The sequence below is a fragment of the Aquibium oceanicum genome (assembly GCF_001889605.1).
Lineage (GTDB): Bacteria > Pseudomonadota > Alphaproteobacteria > Rhizobiales > Rhizobiaceae > Aquibium > Aquibium oceanicum.
Genome location: NZ_CP018171.1, coordinates 2,010,630 through 2,026,404, shown reverse-complemented (window position 1 = coordinate 2,026,404; position 15,775 = coordinate 2,010,630). Strand labels below are relative to the sequence as shown.

13 protein-coding genes are annotated in these 15,775 nt (G+C 62.6%); 7 read left to right on the top strand and 6 right to left on the bottom strand.

Annotation, left to right across the window (positions count from 1 at the left end; translation table 11 throughout):
- Nucleotides 1-70 precede the first annotated feature (70 nt).
- Nucleotides 71-1,570 (top strand): aldehyde dehydrogenase family protein, encoded by a 1,500-nt coding sequence (locus BSQ44_RS09995; protein ID WP_072603565.1) that lies wholly within the window; start codon nucleotides 71-73, stop codon nucleotides 1,568-1,570.
- A gap of 481 nt (nucleotides 1,571-2,051) precedes the next feature.
- Here the strand turns inward: BSQ44_RS09995 and BSQ44_RS09990 are convergent, their stop codons facing one another.
- From BSQ44_RS09990 to BSQ44_RS09980, 3 genes are all read right to left on the bottom strand, one after another.
- Nucleotides 2,052-3,074, bottom strand: coding sequence for an IS110 family RNA-guided transposase (locus BSQ44_RS09990; RefSeq protein ID WP_072607903.1), 1,023 nt, complete (start codon nucleotides 3,072-3,074; stop codon nucleotides 2,052-2,054).
- 456 nt (nucleotides 3,075-3,530) lie between these two features.
- Nucleotides 3,531-4,829: a TRAP transporter large permease gene (locus BSQ44_RS09985; RefSeq protein ID WP_072603562.1), complete on the bottom strand. Its 1,299-nt coding sequence runs from the start codon at nucleotides 4,827-4,829 to the stop codon at nucleotides 3,531-3,533.
- Nucleotides 4,830-4,843: 14 nt separating this feature from the next.
- Nucleotides 4,844-5,383, bottom strand: a complete 540-nt coding sequence (locus BSQ44_RS09980; RefSeq protein ID WP_072603560.1) for a TRAP transporter small permease — start codon at nucleotides 5,381-5,383, stop codon at nucleotides 4,844-4,846.
- Nucleotides 5,384-5,728: 345 nt separating this feature from the next.
- On the opposite strand from BSQ44_RS09980, the gene BSQ44_RS09975 reads away from it, so the two are divergent.
- The 4 genes from BSQ44_RS09975 (at nucleotide 5,729) to BSQ44_RS09960 (ending at nucleotide 9,326) form a co-directional block, all read left to right on the top strand.
- A complete protein-coding gene (locus tag BSQ44_RS09975) occupies nucleotides 5,729-6,706 on the top strand; it encodes a VOC family protein (protein ID WP_072603558.1) in 978 nt (325 codons plus the stop codon).
- A 44-nt stretch (nucleotides 6,707-6,750) separates the two neighbouring features.
- The gene (locus BSQ44_RS09970) at nucleotides 6,751-7,596 is read left to right on the top strand and encodes a fumarylacetoacetate hydrolase family protein (protein ID WP_072603556.1); all 846 of its coding nucleotides are present in this window, start codon (nucleotides 6,751-6,753) and stop codon (nucleotides 7,594-7,596) included.
- 97 nt (nucleotides 7,597-7,693) lie between these two features.
- Nucleotides 7,694-8,686 (top strand): NAD(P)H-quinone oxidoreductase, encoded by a 993-nt coding sequence (locus BSQ44_RS09965; protein ID WP_072603554.1) that lies wholly within the window; start codon nucleotides 7,694-7,696, stop codon nucleotides 8,684-8,686.
- Nucleotides 8,652-9,326 (top strand): glutathione S-transferase family protein, encoded by a 675-nt coding sequence (locus tag BSQ44_RS09960; RefSeq protein ID WP_083534662.1) that lies wholly within the window; start codon nucleotides 8,652-8,654, stop codon nucleotides 9,324-9,326. The genes BSQ44_RS09965 and BSQ44_RS09960 overlap by 35 nt, the downstream gene beginning before the upstream one ends.
- 100 nt (nucleotides 9,327-9,426) lie before the next feature.
- Here the strand turns inward: BSQ44_RS09960 and BSQ44_RS09955 are convergent, their stop codons facing one another.
- A complete protein-coding gene (locus BSQ44_RS09955; RefSeq protein WP_072603552.1) occupies nucleotides 9,427-11,166 on the bottom strand; it encodes an FAD-dependent monooxygenase in 1,740 nt (579 codons plus the stop codon).
- 208 nt (nucleotides 11,167-11,374) lie between these two features.
- Between BSQ44_RS09955 and BSQ44_RS09950 the strand changes: the two genes are divergently transcribed.
- Complete coding sequence (locus BSQ44_RS09950; protein ID WP_072603550.1) at nucleotides 11,375-12,196, top strand: helix-turn-helix domain-containing protein; 822 nt, start codon at nucleotides 11,375-11,377, stop codon at nucleotides 12,194-12,196.
- A 30-nt stretch (nucleotides 12,197-12,226) separates the two neighbouring features.
- Here the strand turns inward: BSQ44_RS09950 and BSQ44_RS09945 are convergent, their stop codons facing one another.
- Complete coding sequence (locus BSQ44_RS09945) at nucleotides 12,227-12,688, bottom strand: Lrp/AsnC family transcriptional regulator (RefSeq protein ID WP_072603540.1); 462 nt, start codon at nucleotides 12,686-12,688, stop codon at nucleotides 12,227-12,229.
- 123 nt (nucleotides 12,689-12,811) lie between these two features.
- Between BSQ44_RS09945 and BSQ44_RS09940 the strand changes: the two genes are divergently transcribed.
- Nucleotides 12,812-15,178: a transketolase gene (locus tag BSQ44_RS09940; RefSeq protein ID WP_083534979.1), complete on the top strand. Its 2,367-nt coding sequence runs from the start codon at nucleotides 12,812-12,814 to the stop codon at nucleotides 15,176-15,178.
- A 31-nt stretch (nucleotides 15,179-15,209) separates the two neighbouring features.
- On the opposite strand, the gene BSQ44_RS09935 is transcribed toward BSQ44_RS09940, so the two are convergent.
- A complete protein-coding gene (locus BSQ44_RS09935) occupies nucleotides 15,210-15,773 on the bottom strand; it encodes a carboxymuconolactone decarboxylase family protein (RefSeq protein WP_072603536.1) in 564 nt (187 codons plus the stop codon).
- Between the last annotated feature and the right edge of the window lie 2 nt (nucleotides 15,774-15,775).

Sequence of the window (15,775 nt, the reverse complement as noted above, 5' to 3'; positions counted from 1 at the left end):
CGCGGCGATCGCCGGCGACCGCCGAACGGGCAGACGGGAAAGCCGGTCGGCCCAACCATTGGAGAGTACCATGACCATGCCTCTGCATCATGACCGCCTTGGGCCCGAGGCTCGGTCGTTCCTGCGGAACGATCTCGACATGCTGATCGACGGCAAATGGGTGCCGGCGCGGTCGGGCAAGGTGTTCGACACCTACGACCCCGGCACCGGACGCGTCATTGCGCGGGTCGCCGAGGGCGACGCGGCCGATGTGGACCTTGCCGTGAAGGCCGCCCGCAGGGCCTTCGAGGAAGGCCCCTGGAGCCGCATGTCGCCGAGCGATCGCGGCCGCGCCATCTGGAAGCTGGCCGATCTGATCGAGCAGAACGCCGACGAGTTCGCCGAACTGGAGGTTCTGAACAACGGCAAGCCGCTGTCGATCGCCCGCAACTCCGACGTGGCCATGAGCGCCGACATGTTCCGCTACATGGCCGGCTGGGCGACGAAGATTTCGGGAGAGACCCTCTCCATCTCGACGCCGGGAAACTATCACTGCTTCACCGTGCGCGAACCGATAGGCGTCGTCGGGCAGATCATTCCCTGGAATGCGCCGCTGGTGATGCTGGCCTGGAAGGTGGCTCCCGCACTGGCCGCGGGTTGCACGATCGTGCTCAAGCCGGCTGAGCAGACGCCGGTGACCGCCCTGCGCTTCGGTCGGCTGATCGAGGAAGCGGGGATTCCCGCCGGCGTGGTCAATATCGTGACGGGCTTCGGGCCGACGGCAGGTGCTGCGATTGCCGCCCATGAGGGGATCGACAAGGTGGCCTTCACCGGCTCCAGCGAGATCGGTCGCATCATCGTCAAGGCCGCCGCAGGCAACCTGAAGAAGGTTTCGCTCGAACTTGGCGGCAAGTCGCCCGCCATCGTCTTCCCGGACGCCGATCTCTCGGTCGCCGTCCCCGGCGTTGCGCAGGGAATATTCGCCAACAGCGGACAGGTGTGCACGGCCGGATCGCGGCTGTTTGCCCACAAGCGGGTGTTCGACCGTGTGGTGGAGGGCATCGCGGAGCGGGCCGGATCGATACGCGTCGGCCATGGTTTCAGCGAAGGCGTCCAGATGGGGCCGGTCATCTCCCCCGTACAGCACGACCGTGTCATGGATTACATCCGGCAGGGACAGGCGGCGGGTGCCAGCGTTGCCGCCGGCGGGACACGCATCGGCAACGAGGGCAATTTCATCGCGCCGACGATCCTGACCGGGACGACGCCCGACATGGCCGTCGTCCGGGAAGAAATCTTCGGCCCGGTCCTGTGCGCCATGAGCTTCGACGACGATGACCTTGACCGGATCGCGAAGCAGGCCAATGACAGTGCATTCGGTCTCGCAGGAAGCGTGTGGACGCGCGATGTCAGCATTGCCCACAAGATGGTGCGGCGCATCAGGGCCGGTCGCATTGGCGTCAACACGCACGGCTCCACCGACGCGGCAATTCCGACGGGTGGTTTCAAGCAATCCGGCTGGGGACGCGAGAAAGGCCATGAGGGCCTGAACCTGTATACCGAGACCAAGTCGGTCATCATGGCGTTGTAGCTGCGGCTGCGGTTTCCTCGTCGGAATTGAGATGGCTGCATAAGGTGGGGTGTCGCCTGCATACATTCCGTGCGGTCGAAACGAGCGCGAACCTCCGCTTCACGGTCTATACAAAGTTTGCCTCAACGGCGGGAATGGGGGCGCACTCCTTCCCTTCCCGGGAAGCGCGCGCAGGCATAGTGGGAAAGCATTTCATGCGACCGTTGCGGGGCCGTGTATGGACGGCTCTCCGTTGGCAAGGGATTCTTTGAGCCTTTTGCATCTGCTGGTTGGTGCGGCCATGTATCCGACCTGTAGGTGCGGCCTGTCATGTGCCGCTGGCCATAATGCCATTCGCGCGTCTCAGGTCCCGATCGTTTGCTCGCACTCGAAGTGCGCGGCCCCAGTGGGTTTTCCTGATCCGGCGGTTTAAACCGGCTTTGTGCATTATCTCCTGTCCGCCCTTTCCAACCTCGGCGGCGATCGCTCGCCTTGTCTCGTTCTATGTGACGGTCGGCTCCCGGTAGCGCTCACCGCCAGTCATCAATGCCCAGACCATCCGAGCGGTCTTGTTGGCGAGCGCAACGGCTGCAACCTTGGTCGTTCGCCGAGCCATCAGCTGCACGAGCCACGGCCGCCTGGTCCCGTTCCGCTCGGCAAAGCGGATGACCGCCATCGCTCCGACGACGAGCATCTGTCGCAGGTAGCGATTGCCTGCCTTGGAGATACTGCCGAGTCTCTCCTTGCCACCGCTGGAGTTTTGCTTCGGAACGAGCCCGATCCAGGCGGATAGGCATCGCCCCGACCTGAAGGCGTGCGGATCGGCGACGGTCGCGACGAACGCACTCGCCAACAGCGGGCCGACGCCCGGGACTTCCATCAACCTGCGACCCAGCTCGCTCTCTCGTGCACTCGCCCGGACCCGGCGATCGTTTTCGAGGATCTGTTGCTTCACGACCCGAAGCTGTGCCTCCAGCATCCGCAGGCATAGCCGTGCGTCAGCGGGTATCCTGGCGTCGTTCTCGTCGTTGATGACCACGAGCAATTGTTCAATTCCATTCCGCCCGATCGGCGCCACGACCCCGAACTCGGACAGGTGGGACCGCAGCGCGTTCGATATCTGAGTGCGCTGGCGGTTGAGCATCAGCCGCACCCGATGCAGCATCATCACGCTTTGCTGCTCGGGGGATTTCACCGGCACGAAGCGCATGGTCGGTCGGGTCACGGCCTCGCAGATCGCCTCAGCGTCCGCGGCATCATTCTTCTGTCGCTTCAGATAAAGCTTTACGTACTGTGCCGGCAGCAGCCGCACATCATGGCCGCGTGCGATCAGCTCGCGAGCCCAATAATGCGAAGAGCTGCAGGCCTCGATTCCGACCAGGCATCGCGGCAGGCTCTCGAAGAAGGCGAGGACACGCCCTCGCGTCAGCTTTCGGCGAACGACAATCTCGCCGGCGGAATCCACTGCGTGGACTTGAAATACGGACTTCGCGATATCCAGACCGATTGTCGTGATGTTGCTCATCATGGTGCTCCTCCAGCTCTAATCCCGCCATCATACCGCACGGAGGGAGGAGAGCCGTCCACCGCATCATCTGCTGACTGTCGGGTTTCGGCGATCGCTCAGCGGTAAGCTGCCGTTCAGCACAGGGAGCGCGAATACGCCGTGGGAGAAGATCCCGGGGAAACACTTCCCACTTACAGTTCCAGGATTTTTTCCTGGCAGTCAGATTCGGGCGAACGCTCAACTGGATGCCGATTTAGACCCCACTCAGTCTTTTCCAGCTTGCTCGGACAGTTCAGTGGAGAAGTCCGCAGGCCCTGGCCCTGGCCCTGGCCTTGGGCCTGAGAGCCGAACCGGTCACCTCAACTTACCCAAATCTTTAATCCCAACTCCGATGGATGGGGGCAACCGGTCCATTGGAGTATCGGTTTCGGCTCTCCAGTCTGCAAGTTCGGATCCGTTGCGAGCGTAGGCAATCTACATGACGCTTGGGAGCCAGAGCGTAACCGCGGGGAACAGGACCAGAATCACGATCCTGGCGCAGTCTGCCAGGATGTAGGGAGTGACACCGCTGTAGATCTCCGAAAGCGAGATATCGGCGCGCATGGAGTTGAGCAGCATGACGTTGATGCCGATCGGCGGCGTAAGCATGCCGATCCCAACAAGCGAGACGTTCAGGATACCCCACCACACTGCGTCGTATCCCATCGCGAGGATGACAGGGAGGACGAAGGGAAGCGTCACGACAATCGCGGCAACCTCATCGAATATGGCACCCAGGACGACGTATATGACAACGAGAAGAAACACGACCGCCGTCGGTGGGAGGTTCAGGTGCTCGATGCCTCCGATGATGTCGCCCGTGATGCCGGTCACGCTCACGAAATATGAGAAAATCATCGCGCCGAATACCATCACGTAGATCATGACCGTCGCTACGCTGGCTTCCGACAGGACGTGGAGGAAAGTACCGCGGTTGAGCCGTCCCCTGAACAAGGCGAAGAAGAACGCGAAGACCACGCCGACCGCTGCGGCCTCGTTGACCGTGAAGACGCCTGAATAGATGCCGCCGAGGACGACGACTGCGAGTGTGACGGCTCCCCAGGCCTTGCCGAGCGCCTTCACCCTCTCGCGAACAGGGAGGCGTTTCGTGCGAGGCATGGCGGAAGGATTTCGCCGCGCCACAACCGAGATTGCCGTGAGATAAAGAACAACAGACAAGATTGCCGGTACGATCGCCGCCGAGAACAGTTTCAGTACCGACTGCTCGGCCAGCACTGCATAGAGTACCATGATGCTGGACGGTGGAACGATGATACCGAGCGTACCCCCGGCGGCCACCGATCCAGCCGCGCTTCCCTTTGAATAGCCACGCTCCAGCATTTCCGGCAGAGCGACCCGTCCGAAGGTCGCAGTCGTCGCCACGCCTGATCCGCACACCGCCCCGAAACCCGCGCTTGCCACGATTGTCGTAGCCGCCAGCCCTCCCGGCCGGTGACCAACCAGCGCCTGGGCGGAAGAGAAGATGTCGCGCGCCAGACCTCCTGCGGTGGCGAGCCCGCCCATCAGCATGAAGAGCGGGATAACAGCCAGATCGAGGCTCGACATCGTCGAAGCGGGCTCGGTCGCCAACAGAGTGAGCGCAGGTCTCAGGCCTGCGATCGCTGCGAAGCCACCGACCCCGACGACTGCCATCGCGACGCCGATGGGCACGTGCAGGATGATCAGCACGAACATACCCACGAAACCGATTAATGCGATGGTTGAAGCGTCCATGGGTCCTGCTCTCGTCAGCGGTCGTCGAACTCGTCCGGTGCAGCGGACCGTCTTGGCCCGGTACCGCGACCGACGAAGAGCGCCATGAGGTCGCGGATCAGGTTGGCCGCCTGGACGATTGCCGCAAAGATCAGCAGCAGCGTCGCCGCCGACCACCACGGCCAGATGGGCCAGGCAAGCACCCAGGTCTCACGTCCGCTGCGGTAGACGCCCTGGGTGAAGGGGACGAACTGCCAGGCCATCAGCGAGATGAAGACCAGAACCACGACACTCGAGAAGGCGCTGAGAGCAAGGGATGTGCGTGCGCCAGCCATAGCGCCGAGTATCTCGACCGAGATGTTCTTTCGCTCCGCGAGGTTCGCGGGGATACAGCACGCGATCACGACGCCCATAACGACGGCGCTCACATCGTTCACGCCATGCAGCGGCGCGGAGAACAACCAACGCATTAGGACATCCACGGTGGTCATGAGCGCCAACAGGAAGAGACCGGCGAAGCCGATCAGGGCCAGCCAGTGCGTCGCATTGCGCAGCCCGCGATCAATCGAATTCAACCAGCATCTCCTCCCGATACGATCGAATTGTATGATTTGGCAGACACCCGCCGTTGTCGATGACACTTATTGCAATGTTGTCCAACTAGCGGACACGATGACGGTCGCTGTTTCTCTGGCGGACGGATTGGTGCCATCAAATCCCCGATGCCAAGGGGCTGAGGCGTCCACCTGATGGACGGCGCTCTCTCCGCCGGCGAAATCGGCGGCCGACAGCGATAGTCATGCGCTGGTTCGGACCCACAATGGCGGGACGATGATCGGTATCGGCTTGGATTCAGCGCCTGCCGGATTCCGACCGTGTCCCGAAGCCGGGTCCGATCGTCGATCGCAGGGAAATGCCACATGCTGACCTCACTGGGTTACATCGGGATCAATTCGAAGAAGACCTCCGACTGGGAAGGATTCGCCACCAGCCTGCTCGGCATGCAGAAAGTCGATGGCGGCGGATCGTCCCGCCTGTTCCGCATGGACGACCGCAAGCAGCGCCTGGTCGTCACGGGCGAGGGAAGCGAGGGGTTGGCCTTCATGGGTTGGGAGGTTGCCTCTCCCGATGAACTCGATGCGCTGGCCGGACGGCTCGAAAATGCAGGGATCGAGGTGACGCAGCATGGCGCGGGCCTCGCGGATCAGCGCCATGTCGCGCGGCTGATATCGTTCGAGGATCCCGACGGAAACCGCCTCGAAGTCTTCTGCGGTCCGGAGGTCGCGAGCGATCCATTCGTGCCCGGTCGGCCGATTTCAGGCTTCAAGACAGGGGCGCTTGGCATGGGCCATGCCGTCCTGCATGTGGAGAAGGTCGACCGGCTCCTGGCATTCTACCGCGATCTGCTCGGATTTCAGGTGACCGACTACGGCCTGACGCCTTATCCGCTCTACTTCTTCCACATCAACGGACGTCATCACAGCTTCGCGATGGTGGGATCGGGAAGGAAGGGCATCCACCACTTCATGGTTGAACTGCAGTCGCTGGACGATGTCGGACAAGGATACGACATCGCGCAGCAGGAACAGGAGCGGATCGCCTACACGCTCGGCCGTCACTCCAACGATCACATGCTGAGCTTCTACTCGCGAACGCCATCGGACTTTTTCGTCGAATACGGATGGGGCGCCCAGGTAATCGATCCGAAGACCTGGCAGCCTTTCGAGACACATGAAGGGCCTTCGACCTGGGGGCATGAGCGCGTGCATCTGCCGGAGGAATCCGAGGTGCGGCGCAGGATGCGGGAAATGCGGTTCAAGACCGCTCGGGACGGCTTCCGTGCCGCGGATCCGGTGCCAAACTGCGCCTGGCTCGAAAGCGTCGTTCATCGCGAATAGTCGCGCCTCCCCCGACATCCAAGACGCCAAACGGAGTACCACTCGTGCGCATAGCCTCATACTTGCTGCCGGACGGCACCAGATCATACGGACTGGTTCGGGAAGACCGGATCGTCGACTCCGGATCGCAATTGCGCGCCGAATTTGCCGATCTGCGTGCCCTCCTGTCCGCTGGTGCAACGAAACGCCTCGAGACAGCAGACGGCGGCGAGATGGGCCAGGGGGAGGTCAGGCTCCTGCCGCCCGTTACAAATCCGGACAAGATCATCTGCATCGGCCTCAACTACATGTCGCATATCCAGGAGACGGGGCGCGACAAACCAGAATATCCGTCTGTCTTCACGCGCTATCCCTCGACGCTGGTGGGCCACGGGCAGCCGATTGTGCGGCCGAAGGTCTCGGACCACTTCGATTTCGAAGGCGAGCTGGCGGTCGTGATCGGAAAGTCCGGCCGGTGGATTCCGAAGGAAGAGGCAATGAACCATGTCGCCGGCTACACGTGCCTGAACGACGGATCGATACGCGACTATCAGCGGCATACGACCCAGTTCTGGGCTGGCAAGAACTTCGATCGGTCAGGCGCGACAGGACCCTGGCTGGTGACGACCGACGACATTCCGGACCCGACCGCGCTGTCGCTGGAAACGCGCCTGAACGGCGAGGTGATGCAGCAGACGAAGCTGTCCGACCTCGCCTTCTCGATACCGGAACTGATCGCCTATCTCTCCATCGTCACCGAGCTTCTTCCGGGCGACGTCATCGCCACCGGTACACCAAGCGGCGTCGGCGCCTTCCGGAATCCTAAGGTCTTCATGAAAGCGGGTGACCGTATTGAGGTGGAGATCTCCTGCATCGGAATCCTGGCCAACGACGTCATCGACGAGAACTGATCCAGCGCGTCACGTCTCCGTCACCTCAACGATCAGCCGCTGCGCTATCGAGGCTGAACTGTCGTCCCTGAGCCGTTCTCCCGTTGGAAAGAGGGCAATGCAGCTTCCCGCTAGACAGACCGCGATCATCATCGAAGAAGCCGGCGGGCCGGAGGTCCTGAAGCCTGCAGACATGGCGGTGCCGATGCCCGCCGAAGGGCAGGTGGTCATCCGCGTGGGGGCCGCCGGCGTCAACAGGCACGACGTGCATCAGCGCGCTGCGGGCCGGCACAGCGACGGTCTGGCCATTCCGGGCCTCGAGGTATGCGGAACGGTGGTCGCACTCGGCGAGGGGGTCGCGCGGCCTGCCATTGGCGAGCGCGTGATGGCGCTGGTTCAAGGCGGAGGCTATGGCCAGTATGTGGCGGCGCATAGCGCCTTGACCCTGCCGGCGCCAGAGGCGTTTTCGGATGTGGAGGCGGCGGCGATCCCCGAGGCGCTTTTCACGACGTGGTGGAATTTCTTCGGCCTGATGACACTCGAGAAGGACCAGTTCGCCCTGATCCACGGAGGAACCAGTGGCGTGGGGCATCTGGCGCTTCAGGCGATGTCGGCGCTCGGCTACAAGGTGATTGCCACTGCCGGTTCCGAGAGGAAAGTTGAAGCTGCAGAGGGTTTCGGTGCGCTGGCGGCGTTTTCCTATTCGGCGGACGATCTCGCCGAACGCGTCATGACGGCGACGGGTGGCCGGGGCATCTCCGCCCTCCTCGACATGTCGGCCGGCACGCATATCGAGCAGGATCTGGAGATGATGGCGCCGGACGGGTGGATCGCGCATCTCTCGGGCGGTGGCGGCGCGGGTCTCCAGGTGCCGCTGCGGACCATCATGACCAAGCGGATCAAGCTGACGGGCTCGCTTCTGCGACCCCTATCCATCGAGCGAAAGGCGATCGTCGCCGCCGGCCTTACGAAAGATGTTCTACCGCTCCTCGGAACGAGGGTTCGTCCGGCCATCGCCGCCGTCTTCGACCTTGGCGAGGCGGGCGAAGCGCACCGGATGATGGAAGCCGGGGCACATGTCGGAAAAATCATGCTGCGCGTGGAGCAATGACTGGAGGTCAATGATGAAGTTTTACTACTCGCCCGGAGCCTGCTCGATCGGAATACACTTCCTGCTCGAAGAGCTCGCGGTTCCCTATGAAGCTGTCCGGATCGCCATCAAGGATGGGGAACAGTTCAAGCCGGACTACGTTGGCTTGAATCCGAAGTCCAAGGTGCCCGCACTCGCGCGGGACGACGGAAGCGTCCTGACCGAGTTCGCGGCCATCGCCCACTGGCTTGCGTACTCGTTCCCGGAAAAAGGCCTAGCCCCGTCCGGTCTGGAGAACGGGGTGCGCGCAATAGAGATCATGGATTACGCCGTGGCGACGATCCACATGCAGGGGTTCTCGCGGCTTTTCCGGCCCGCGAAGTTCGCTCCGAGCGAAGCCGACCACGCCTGGGTTCAGGACATGGGCCGGGAGATCGTGACGAAGGCCTTCGGCGTCGTCTCCGAAAGCTTCGGGGACAACCGTTTCATCCTGGGCGATCGATTGTCCATGGCCGACAGCAGTCTGTTTTATGTGCTCTTCTGGGCTTTAGACCGGCAGAAACTCGATCTGCCGCGTAACGTGGCCGACTATTACGCGCGCCTGCGTGATCGGCCCTCTTCACGGAAGGTCTTTCACGACGAGGGCATCGTCTTCGCCTGATCCGGTTCGACCTGGGGCGTGTCAAAGCTCGCGGGAGTCTTGGCCGAACAGTGGCGGGCAGATGGTCGCGGCCGTCGCGCGACGCTGCCCGCGTTCGACGTCAGTCGGTTCCTCCGGACGCGCCAGGAGCCGCCGTGGCGGGCTGGATCGTGAAACCGAGCGCCACGCGCAAGGCTTCTTCGAGTGCGGCGACCGGGTCTGACACGGCCGCCCGAGACCTCCAGGCGACATGGCCATCCGGGCGAACCAGTACGGCGCCGCTCGCCGACAGTCCATATAGCTCGAGCCAGTCCACGTCCTGCGGCGTGGGATGTCCCGGCGCGCCGATCTGGTAGGCCGCCCCGCGAAGCCCCATTCGCGTGCTGACGGCTGCGAACGCATCCGTCCAAGGCCTTCCATCCTGGCCGGCGAGCAAGGTGAAACCGGAATAGTCGAAGAGATCGAGTGAGGACATTGTCCGGTCGCCTTGCATCAGCCAGACATGCGGCGCGCGGCTGCCCGGACGGGCGGACGGCGTGTATGTCTCGATGGTCAGGGGTACAGGCGGCGTCCCGTCGCCGACGATGATCGCGCTTTCGTAAGCCACGCCCAGATTCTGACCGGGATAGTCGAAGTGCTCGCGCTGCTTGGGTATCTCCAGGGCAAGTCGCTCCCGAACGGCCCCGCCTTCGGGACCTTCGATCTTGCTCGAGACGTTCTCGTCGTTGGCGAGCATCCCCGCGAGCCCCGAACGAGCCATCTTCTCGGCGTTGCGCTTGCTCTGCTCGACATTGAAGGTGCCGACCGGCCGCCGTTCGGGCTCGTAGGTGGAGAGAAGTTCACGCGGCGCGGATCCGGACAAGACTTGGGCGATCTTCCAGACCAGGTTGTGAACGTCCGCCACTCCCGTGTTCATTCCCTGGCCGCCCGTCGGCGGCAACGGGTGGCAGGCGTCGCCCGCCAGGAAGACATTGCCGACCTCGAACCGATCGGCCACACGGGCCTGCATCCGCCACGGCATGATGCTCTGGATATCGATCTCGACGTCATCCGCGCCCACGGCCGCGCGGATGATGTCCTGGCACCGCTCAGGGGTGAAGTCCGAACGTGATTCCTCCTGTCCATAGGCGAAATTGTATGTCCACCGCGTGCGCCCATCGAGGGATATGAACACGCCGGTCGTCCTAGCATTGTAGATCCACCAGAGCAGGTATGGCCGCTCTCGCAGCCAGTGCGAGAGGTCGGCCTTGAAGTAGACGCCAATCTGCTGACCCATCGAGCCTCCGGACATTCCGATGCCTAGGGCTTCCCTGACGAAGCTGCGCGCCCCGTCGGCTGCGATTACGAACCTGGCCTTCACCTCGCCTTCGCGGTTGTCCGTCGCGGTCCAGCGAAGTCGCACCGCGTCGTCCTGCTGACTGATCTGCGTGATCTCATGTCCGAAGCGCAGAGTATCGGCCGGGGAATCCCGCTCCAGCGCCTCGCGCAGGACGGGTTCGACTTCGTCCTGTGGACACGATCTCTTCAAGGATGGGCTCGAGCTCAGTTCCTGCGGCGTCGGTTTCCCGCCTTGGCGCGTCCAGATGACCCCGATTTCTTCGCCGGCGAGGCTGGTCATGAACCCGATCCCGGCATGCTGGCGGATAGGAAGCGAGACATCGCCAATCCCGGCCTCGACGCCGATCTGCCGGAAGATCTCCATCGTGCGCGCATTCACGACATGCCCGCGTGGGTGAAACGACGTCGAGGGATTGCGCTCGAAAACTATACTTGAGATTCCCAGTTTCCTGAGCAGATGTGCGGCAGTAAGTCCGACGGGGCCGGCCCCGATCACCGCAACGTCCACCTTCTTGCGCTCCACGTTTCTCTCCCGCTCAATCCGTCAATGGCCATTAAAGAGCCTGGCCACAGACTAAGCGGCACAAGAAATCTCCAGCCAATCGGACAATGCCTCCTGTCCGCAGTGCGAACGCGGTCGGTGAGACTGGTTCCGTGGCAACCGATCTCGCATCGGGCGGATGCAGACCAAATCTGCTTGCTCGACGAACCATCGGGCTATATGTCGACGAATGTCCATTCTGTGGACAAGGGAGGGTGAGATTTCAGACTCAGGGCAAGTGCGCGCGGTCGAACGCGCCTTTCGGATTCTTCAAGCCATCAACACGCGAGATGGGGCGAAGGCCGCCGAAATCGCTGCGTCGACCGGCATTCCGCGTCCGACGGTCTACCGCCTGCTCGAAACCATGGAGCAGCTCAATTTCATCGTTCAGGATCGGCTGTCGAACAAGTGGCGTGTCGCTCTTCACGCCAAGTCGCTGAGTTCCGGATTTCGCGAAGCTGACTGGGTCTGTCAGATCGTGATCCCCGAAATGGTGCGGTTCGGGAAGCGGATACTTTGGCCCGTAGATCTCATGGTCCTGCAAAACGACCGGATGGAGATCCGTGAATCGACCTACTATCTGAGCCCGTACGCGCTGGACCGGGGCATGGTCGGGACGCGATTGCCCCTCATCGACACGGCGAGTGGACGCGCCTACCTAGCGTTTTCGTCGGATATAGAGTGCCGGAACATGATCGCCGGGCTGGAAGTCCTCTACGGTGCAAAGATGCCGCTGATGACCCGTGATGGCCCGCTCGATGCGGTCTTGGCCCAGTGCAGGGAGCTCGGCGTCGGTTTCCGAAAGCAGGGTTTTCGAGTCGATACGATGAGCATTTCGGCGCCGATTTTCCAGAATGGTTCTGTCGTGGCGTGCATCACAATCATATGGCTCAGCAGCGCCCTGAAGTTCGACAATGCGATTGAACTCTATCGTGATGATCTGCTTTCGATGACAACGCGTTTGTCGGAGGAGATTGCCCGGCTGCGCATGGACGAGGCATTGTTTTCCTGAGCACCGCGCATGTACTCCCCTTGCCAAAGTTCATTCCGTGCGGGCGAGCCCCGACTTTACGCGCCGCAGCGGTATCGATGACTCGATCGAGGCCACGCCGCGTACCTTCGTCAGTCGGCCTACGAGGAACCTCTCGAACTCGTGCAGGTCCTTGGTGGCAACTCTCATCAGGTAGTCGCGATTGCCGGTCATCAGCCAGCAATCGACGACCTCCCGGAATTGTCCGATCGCCGTCTCGAACGCGTCCAGCGCATCATCCACCTGTTTGTCCAGCTTCACCGAAACGAACACGGAAACCCCGAAACCGAGCGCGGCTTCGTCGATGAGCGCGGCGTACCCCCCGATGACGCCTTCATCCTCGAGCCGCCTGACCCGCCTGGCGGTGGGTGTCGGGCTCAGTCCGGCAGCTCCGCTCAACTGAGCCGTTGTCATCCTCCCGTTTCGGCTCAGTTCCTGGACGATCCGCCTATCGATCATATCGATGTTGGTCATTTTCCCCTATCGTTCCGTCATCATTGGCCGAATCCGCTATTTTCATAGCGTAGACGGGCGTACGAAGCGAGATATCGCTCTCGCGGTCTTGCTATGCTTGGCACGATGTTCCGGGGAGGCGAAATGTCCGTTAAACACCTGAAGACCGTCGAGCAGCGGCTGCTCTGGCTTTCCCACTGGATGATCCATCACGCCAACCACGTGAGACCGAAGGTGGACGGCATCAAGATCGGGGGACACCAGGCCTCATCGGCCTCGATGGTATCGATCATGACCGCACTGTATTTTTCCGCGCTGCGTCCCGAAGACCGCGTCGCGGTCAAGCCGCACGCGTCGCCGCTTTTCCACGCCATGCAGTATCTCATGGGCAACCAGTCGCTCGAGAAGCTGAAGGCCTTCAGGGGCCTTGGCGGCGCCCAGTCCTACCCGAGCCGGACCAAGGACACCGACGATGTCGATTTCTCCACCGGCTCGGTCGGGCTCGGCATTGCCATCACGTCCTTCGCCTCGATCGTGCAGGATTTCATCATGGCGAAGCAGTGGGGCCCGGATCGCCCCGCCGGTCGCATGATCGCGCTCGCCGGCGACGCCGAACTCGATGAGGGCAACGTCTACGAATGCCTTCAGGAATCCTGGAAGAACGACCTGCGCAATTGCTGGTGGATCATCGACTACAATCGCCAGTCGCTCGACGGGATCGTCCGGGAAGGGCTGTGGCAACGCATCGAGAAGATCTTCGAGGCCTTCGGTTGGGACATCGTCCGCGTGAAGTACGGCTCGTTGCAGAGGGCGGCGTTCCAGGAAGCGGGCGGGGAAGCGCTGCGCAACTGGATCGACGAATGCCCCAACCAGGATTACGCCGCGCTCACATTCCAGGGGGGATCCGTCTGGCGTCAGAGGCTGATGAACGACCTTGGCGACCAGGGCGACGTCAGCGCACTGATTGACCGTCGGAGCGATGGCGAGCTTGCGGCCTTGATGGAAAACCTCGGAGGCAACTGCGTCCAGTCGATGGCGGAAGCCTTCGCGGGGGTGAAGGGCGACAGGCCGACCTGCTTCCTCGCCTACACGATCAAGGGCTGGGGCACGCCGATTGCCGGCCACAAGGACAACCATGGCGGGCTGATGACGAGCGCACAGATGGCCCAGTGGCAGGAACACATGCGCGTGCCGGAAGGTCAGGAATGGGAGCCATTCGCCACGGTGGAGGACGTGGCCGGGTTCAGGGACTACTTGCGGACCGTACCCTTCTTCGCCGGCGGCGCCCGGCGATTGAGCGACGACAGGTTGGCCGTCCCGACCATCCAGCTCAAGGCCGAGCGCGAAACGTCGACCCAGGCCGCGTTCGGCAAGGTCCTGGGCGATCTCGCCAAGAGCGATACCCCGCTGGCGGAGCGTATCCTGACGACATCACCTGACGTCACCGGCACCACCAGTCTCGGTCAGTGGGTGAACCGCCGCAAGTTGTTTGCCCGGACCGCGGTCGAGGACAAGTTCCGGACCGAGAACATTCCTTCGACCGCGAAGTGGGACTTTTCCCCGGAGGGCCAGCACGTCGAGCTGGGGATCGCCGAGATGAACCTGTTCCTGCTTCTCGCGGCGGCAGGCTTGTCGCACTCGCTTTTCGGCAAGCGGCTGATCCCGATCGGCACGGTGTACGACCCGTTCGTGGCCCGCGGGCTCGATGCCTTGAACTATGCCTGCTACCAGGATGCGCGGTTTGTAATCGTGGGCACGCCCTCTGGCATCACGCTCGCACCCGAAGGCGGCGCCCACCAGTCCATCGGCTCGCCACTGATCGGAATGAGCCAGGACGGCCTTGCCGCTTTCGAGCCGGCCTTCGCGGACGAACTCGCCGTGATCATGGAATGGGCTTTCGACTATCTCCAGCGAAATGGCGAAGGGGACCCGGACGAGCGGACCTGGCTGCGCGACGAGATCGGTGGATCGGTCTACCTGCGTCTCACCACCAATCCCATAGAGCAAGCCGCGCGCCGGGACGACGAGGCCTTCCGTCAGGGAACGATCGATGGCGCCTACTGGATGCGGGAACCGGGACCCAATTGCGAGGTGGTGATCGCCTACCAGGGCGCGGTGGCTCCGGAGGCCATCCGGGCGGCGGGAATGATCGGGCAGGGCAGGCGGGACGTCGCGGTCCTGGGCGTCACCTCGGCCGACCGCCTCAACGCCGGCTGGACGGCCGCCCAAAGGGCCCGGTCGAGAGGCAACCCCGCCGCCGAAAGTCATATCGAGAGGCTGTTGTCCGGTCTGCCGCGTCACTGCAGGCTGATCACGGTTATCGATGGGCATCCGGCCACCCTCGCGTGGCTCGGCTCCGTGCATGGGCATCGCACGATCCCGCTCGGGGTGGAGCATTTCGGCCAGACCGGCACGATCGGCGATCTCTACCGACACTACGGCATCGATGCCGCATCGATCGTGGAGAAGGTGAACGGCCTGACCGCGGGACGCAAGATACTGGTGGCATGACCTGGTGTCCTTGAGCGCGGGACGGACCAGATCAGAGCGCCATGCCAGCGGTAAGGGGCGACCTATCGAGCGCTTCCACGATCTCTGCGTCGATCGGAGTCCCAAATGTCTTGAGGATGCCGCCGAGCGTGACGTAGAATCCGAAGAGGGCAATGAGGTCTAGGACGCCCCGGCGCCCTACCGTCGTCATGAGTGATTCCAGCGTCGGACCCGAAATCCTGGTCGTGGCCGCGAGTTCGTCGATCGCCATTACGATGCGCGCATCGGTGGGATCATCAGGCACCCCTGCGGCAAGCGTTTGGCGGATTCTGGCATCTGATATACCGCAGGCGCGTGCCCTCACGATGTGATGCGCCTGCTCGTACTCCGAGTCTACCCGATGGCCGATCCTCAGAATGGCGATCTCCGACAGTTCAGGCCCGAGCGCATTGCCGGCCACGAGATGGTCGCGAAGCTCCGCCCAGGCCGCCAGAAGCGGGGGATTGTGCGCCATGACGCGGTAGACGTTAAGCCGACCGGCAAAGCCGTCGCTGAGATGGGCTATCTGAGGATCCCACTCGTCAGCCGGCAGGGGAAGCAGTTCGGATTGATCCATGT

What these genes read in the sequence shown, in the direction of transcription:
- BSQ44_RS09995 (WP_072603565.1), top strand. Translation starts at nt 71, where the DNA reads ATGACCATGCCTCTGCATCATGACCGCCTTGGGCCCGAGGCTCGGTCG.
- BSQ44_RS09990 (WP_072607903.1), bottom strand. Translation starts at nt 3,074, where the DNA reads ATGAGCAACATCACGACAATCGGTCTGGATATCGCGAAGTCCGTATTT.
- BSQ44_RS09985 (WP_072603562.1), bottom strand. Translation starts at nt 4,829, where the DNA reads ATGGACGCTTCAACCATCGCATTAATCGGTTTCGTGGGTATGTTCGTG.
- BSQ44_RS09975 (WP_072603558.1), top strand. Translation starts at nt 5,729, where the DNA reads ATGCTGACCTCACTGGGTTACATCGGGATCAATTCGAAGAAGACCTCC.
- BSQ44_RS09965 (WP_072603554.1), top strand. Translation starts at nt 7,694, where the DNA reads ATGCAGCTTCCCGCTAGACAGACCGCGATCATCATCGAAGAAGCCGGC.
- BSQ44_RS09960 (WP_083534662.1), top strand. Translation starts at nt 8,652, where the DNA reads ATGTCGGAAAAATCATGCTGCGCGTGGAGCAATGACTGGAGGTCAATG.
- BSQ44_RS09950 (WP_072603550.1), top strand. Translation starts at nt 11,375, where the DNA reads ATGTCCATTCTGTGGACAAGGGAGGGTGAGATTTCAGACTCAGGGCAA.
- BSQ44_RS09945 (WP_072603540.1), bottom strand. Translation starts at nt 12,688, where the DNA reads ATGACCAACATCGATATGATCGATAGGCGGATCGTCCAGGAACTGAGC.
- BSQ44_RS09940 (WP_083534979.1), top strand. Translation starts at nt 12,812, where the DNA reads ATGTCCGTTAAACACCTGAAGACCGTCGAGCAGCGGCTGCTCTGGCTT.
- BSQ44_RS09935 (WP_072603536.1), bottom strand. Translation starts at nt 15,773, where the DNA reads ATGGATCAATCCGAACTGCTTCCCCTGCCGGCTGACGAGTGGGATCCT.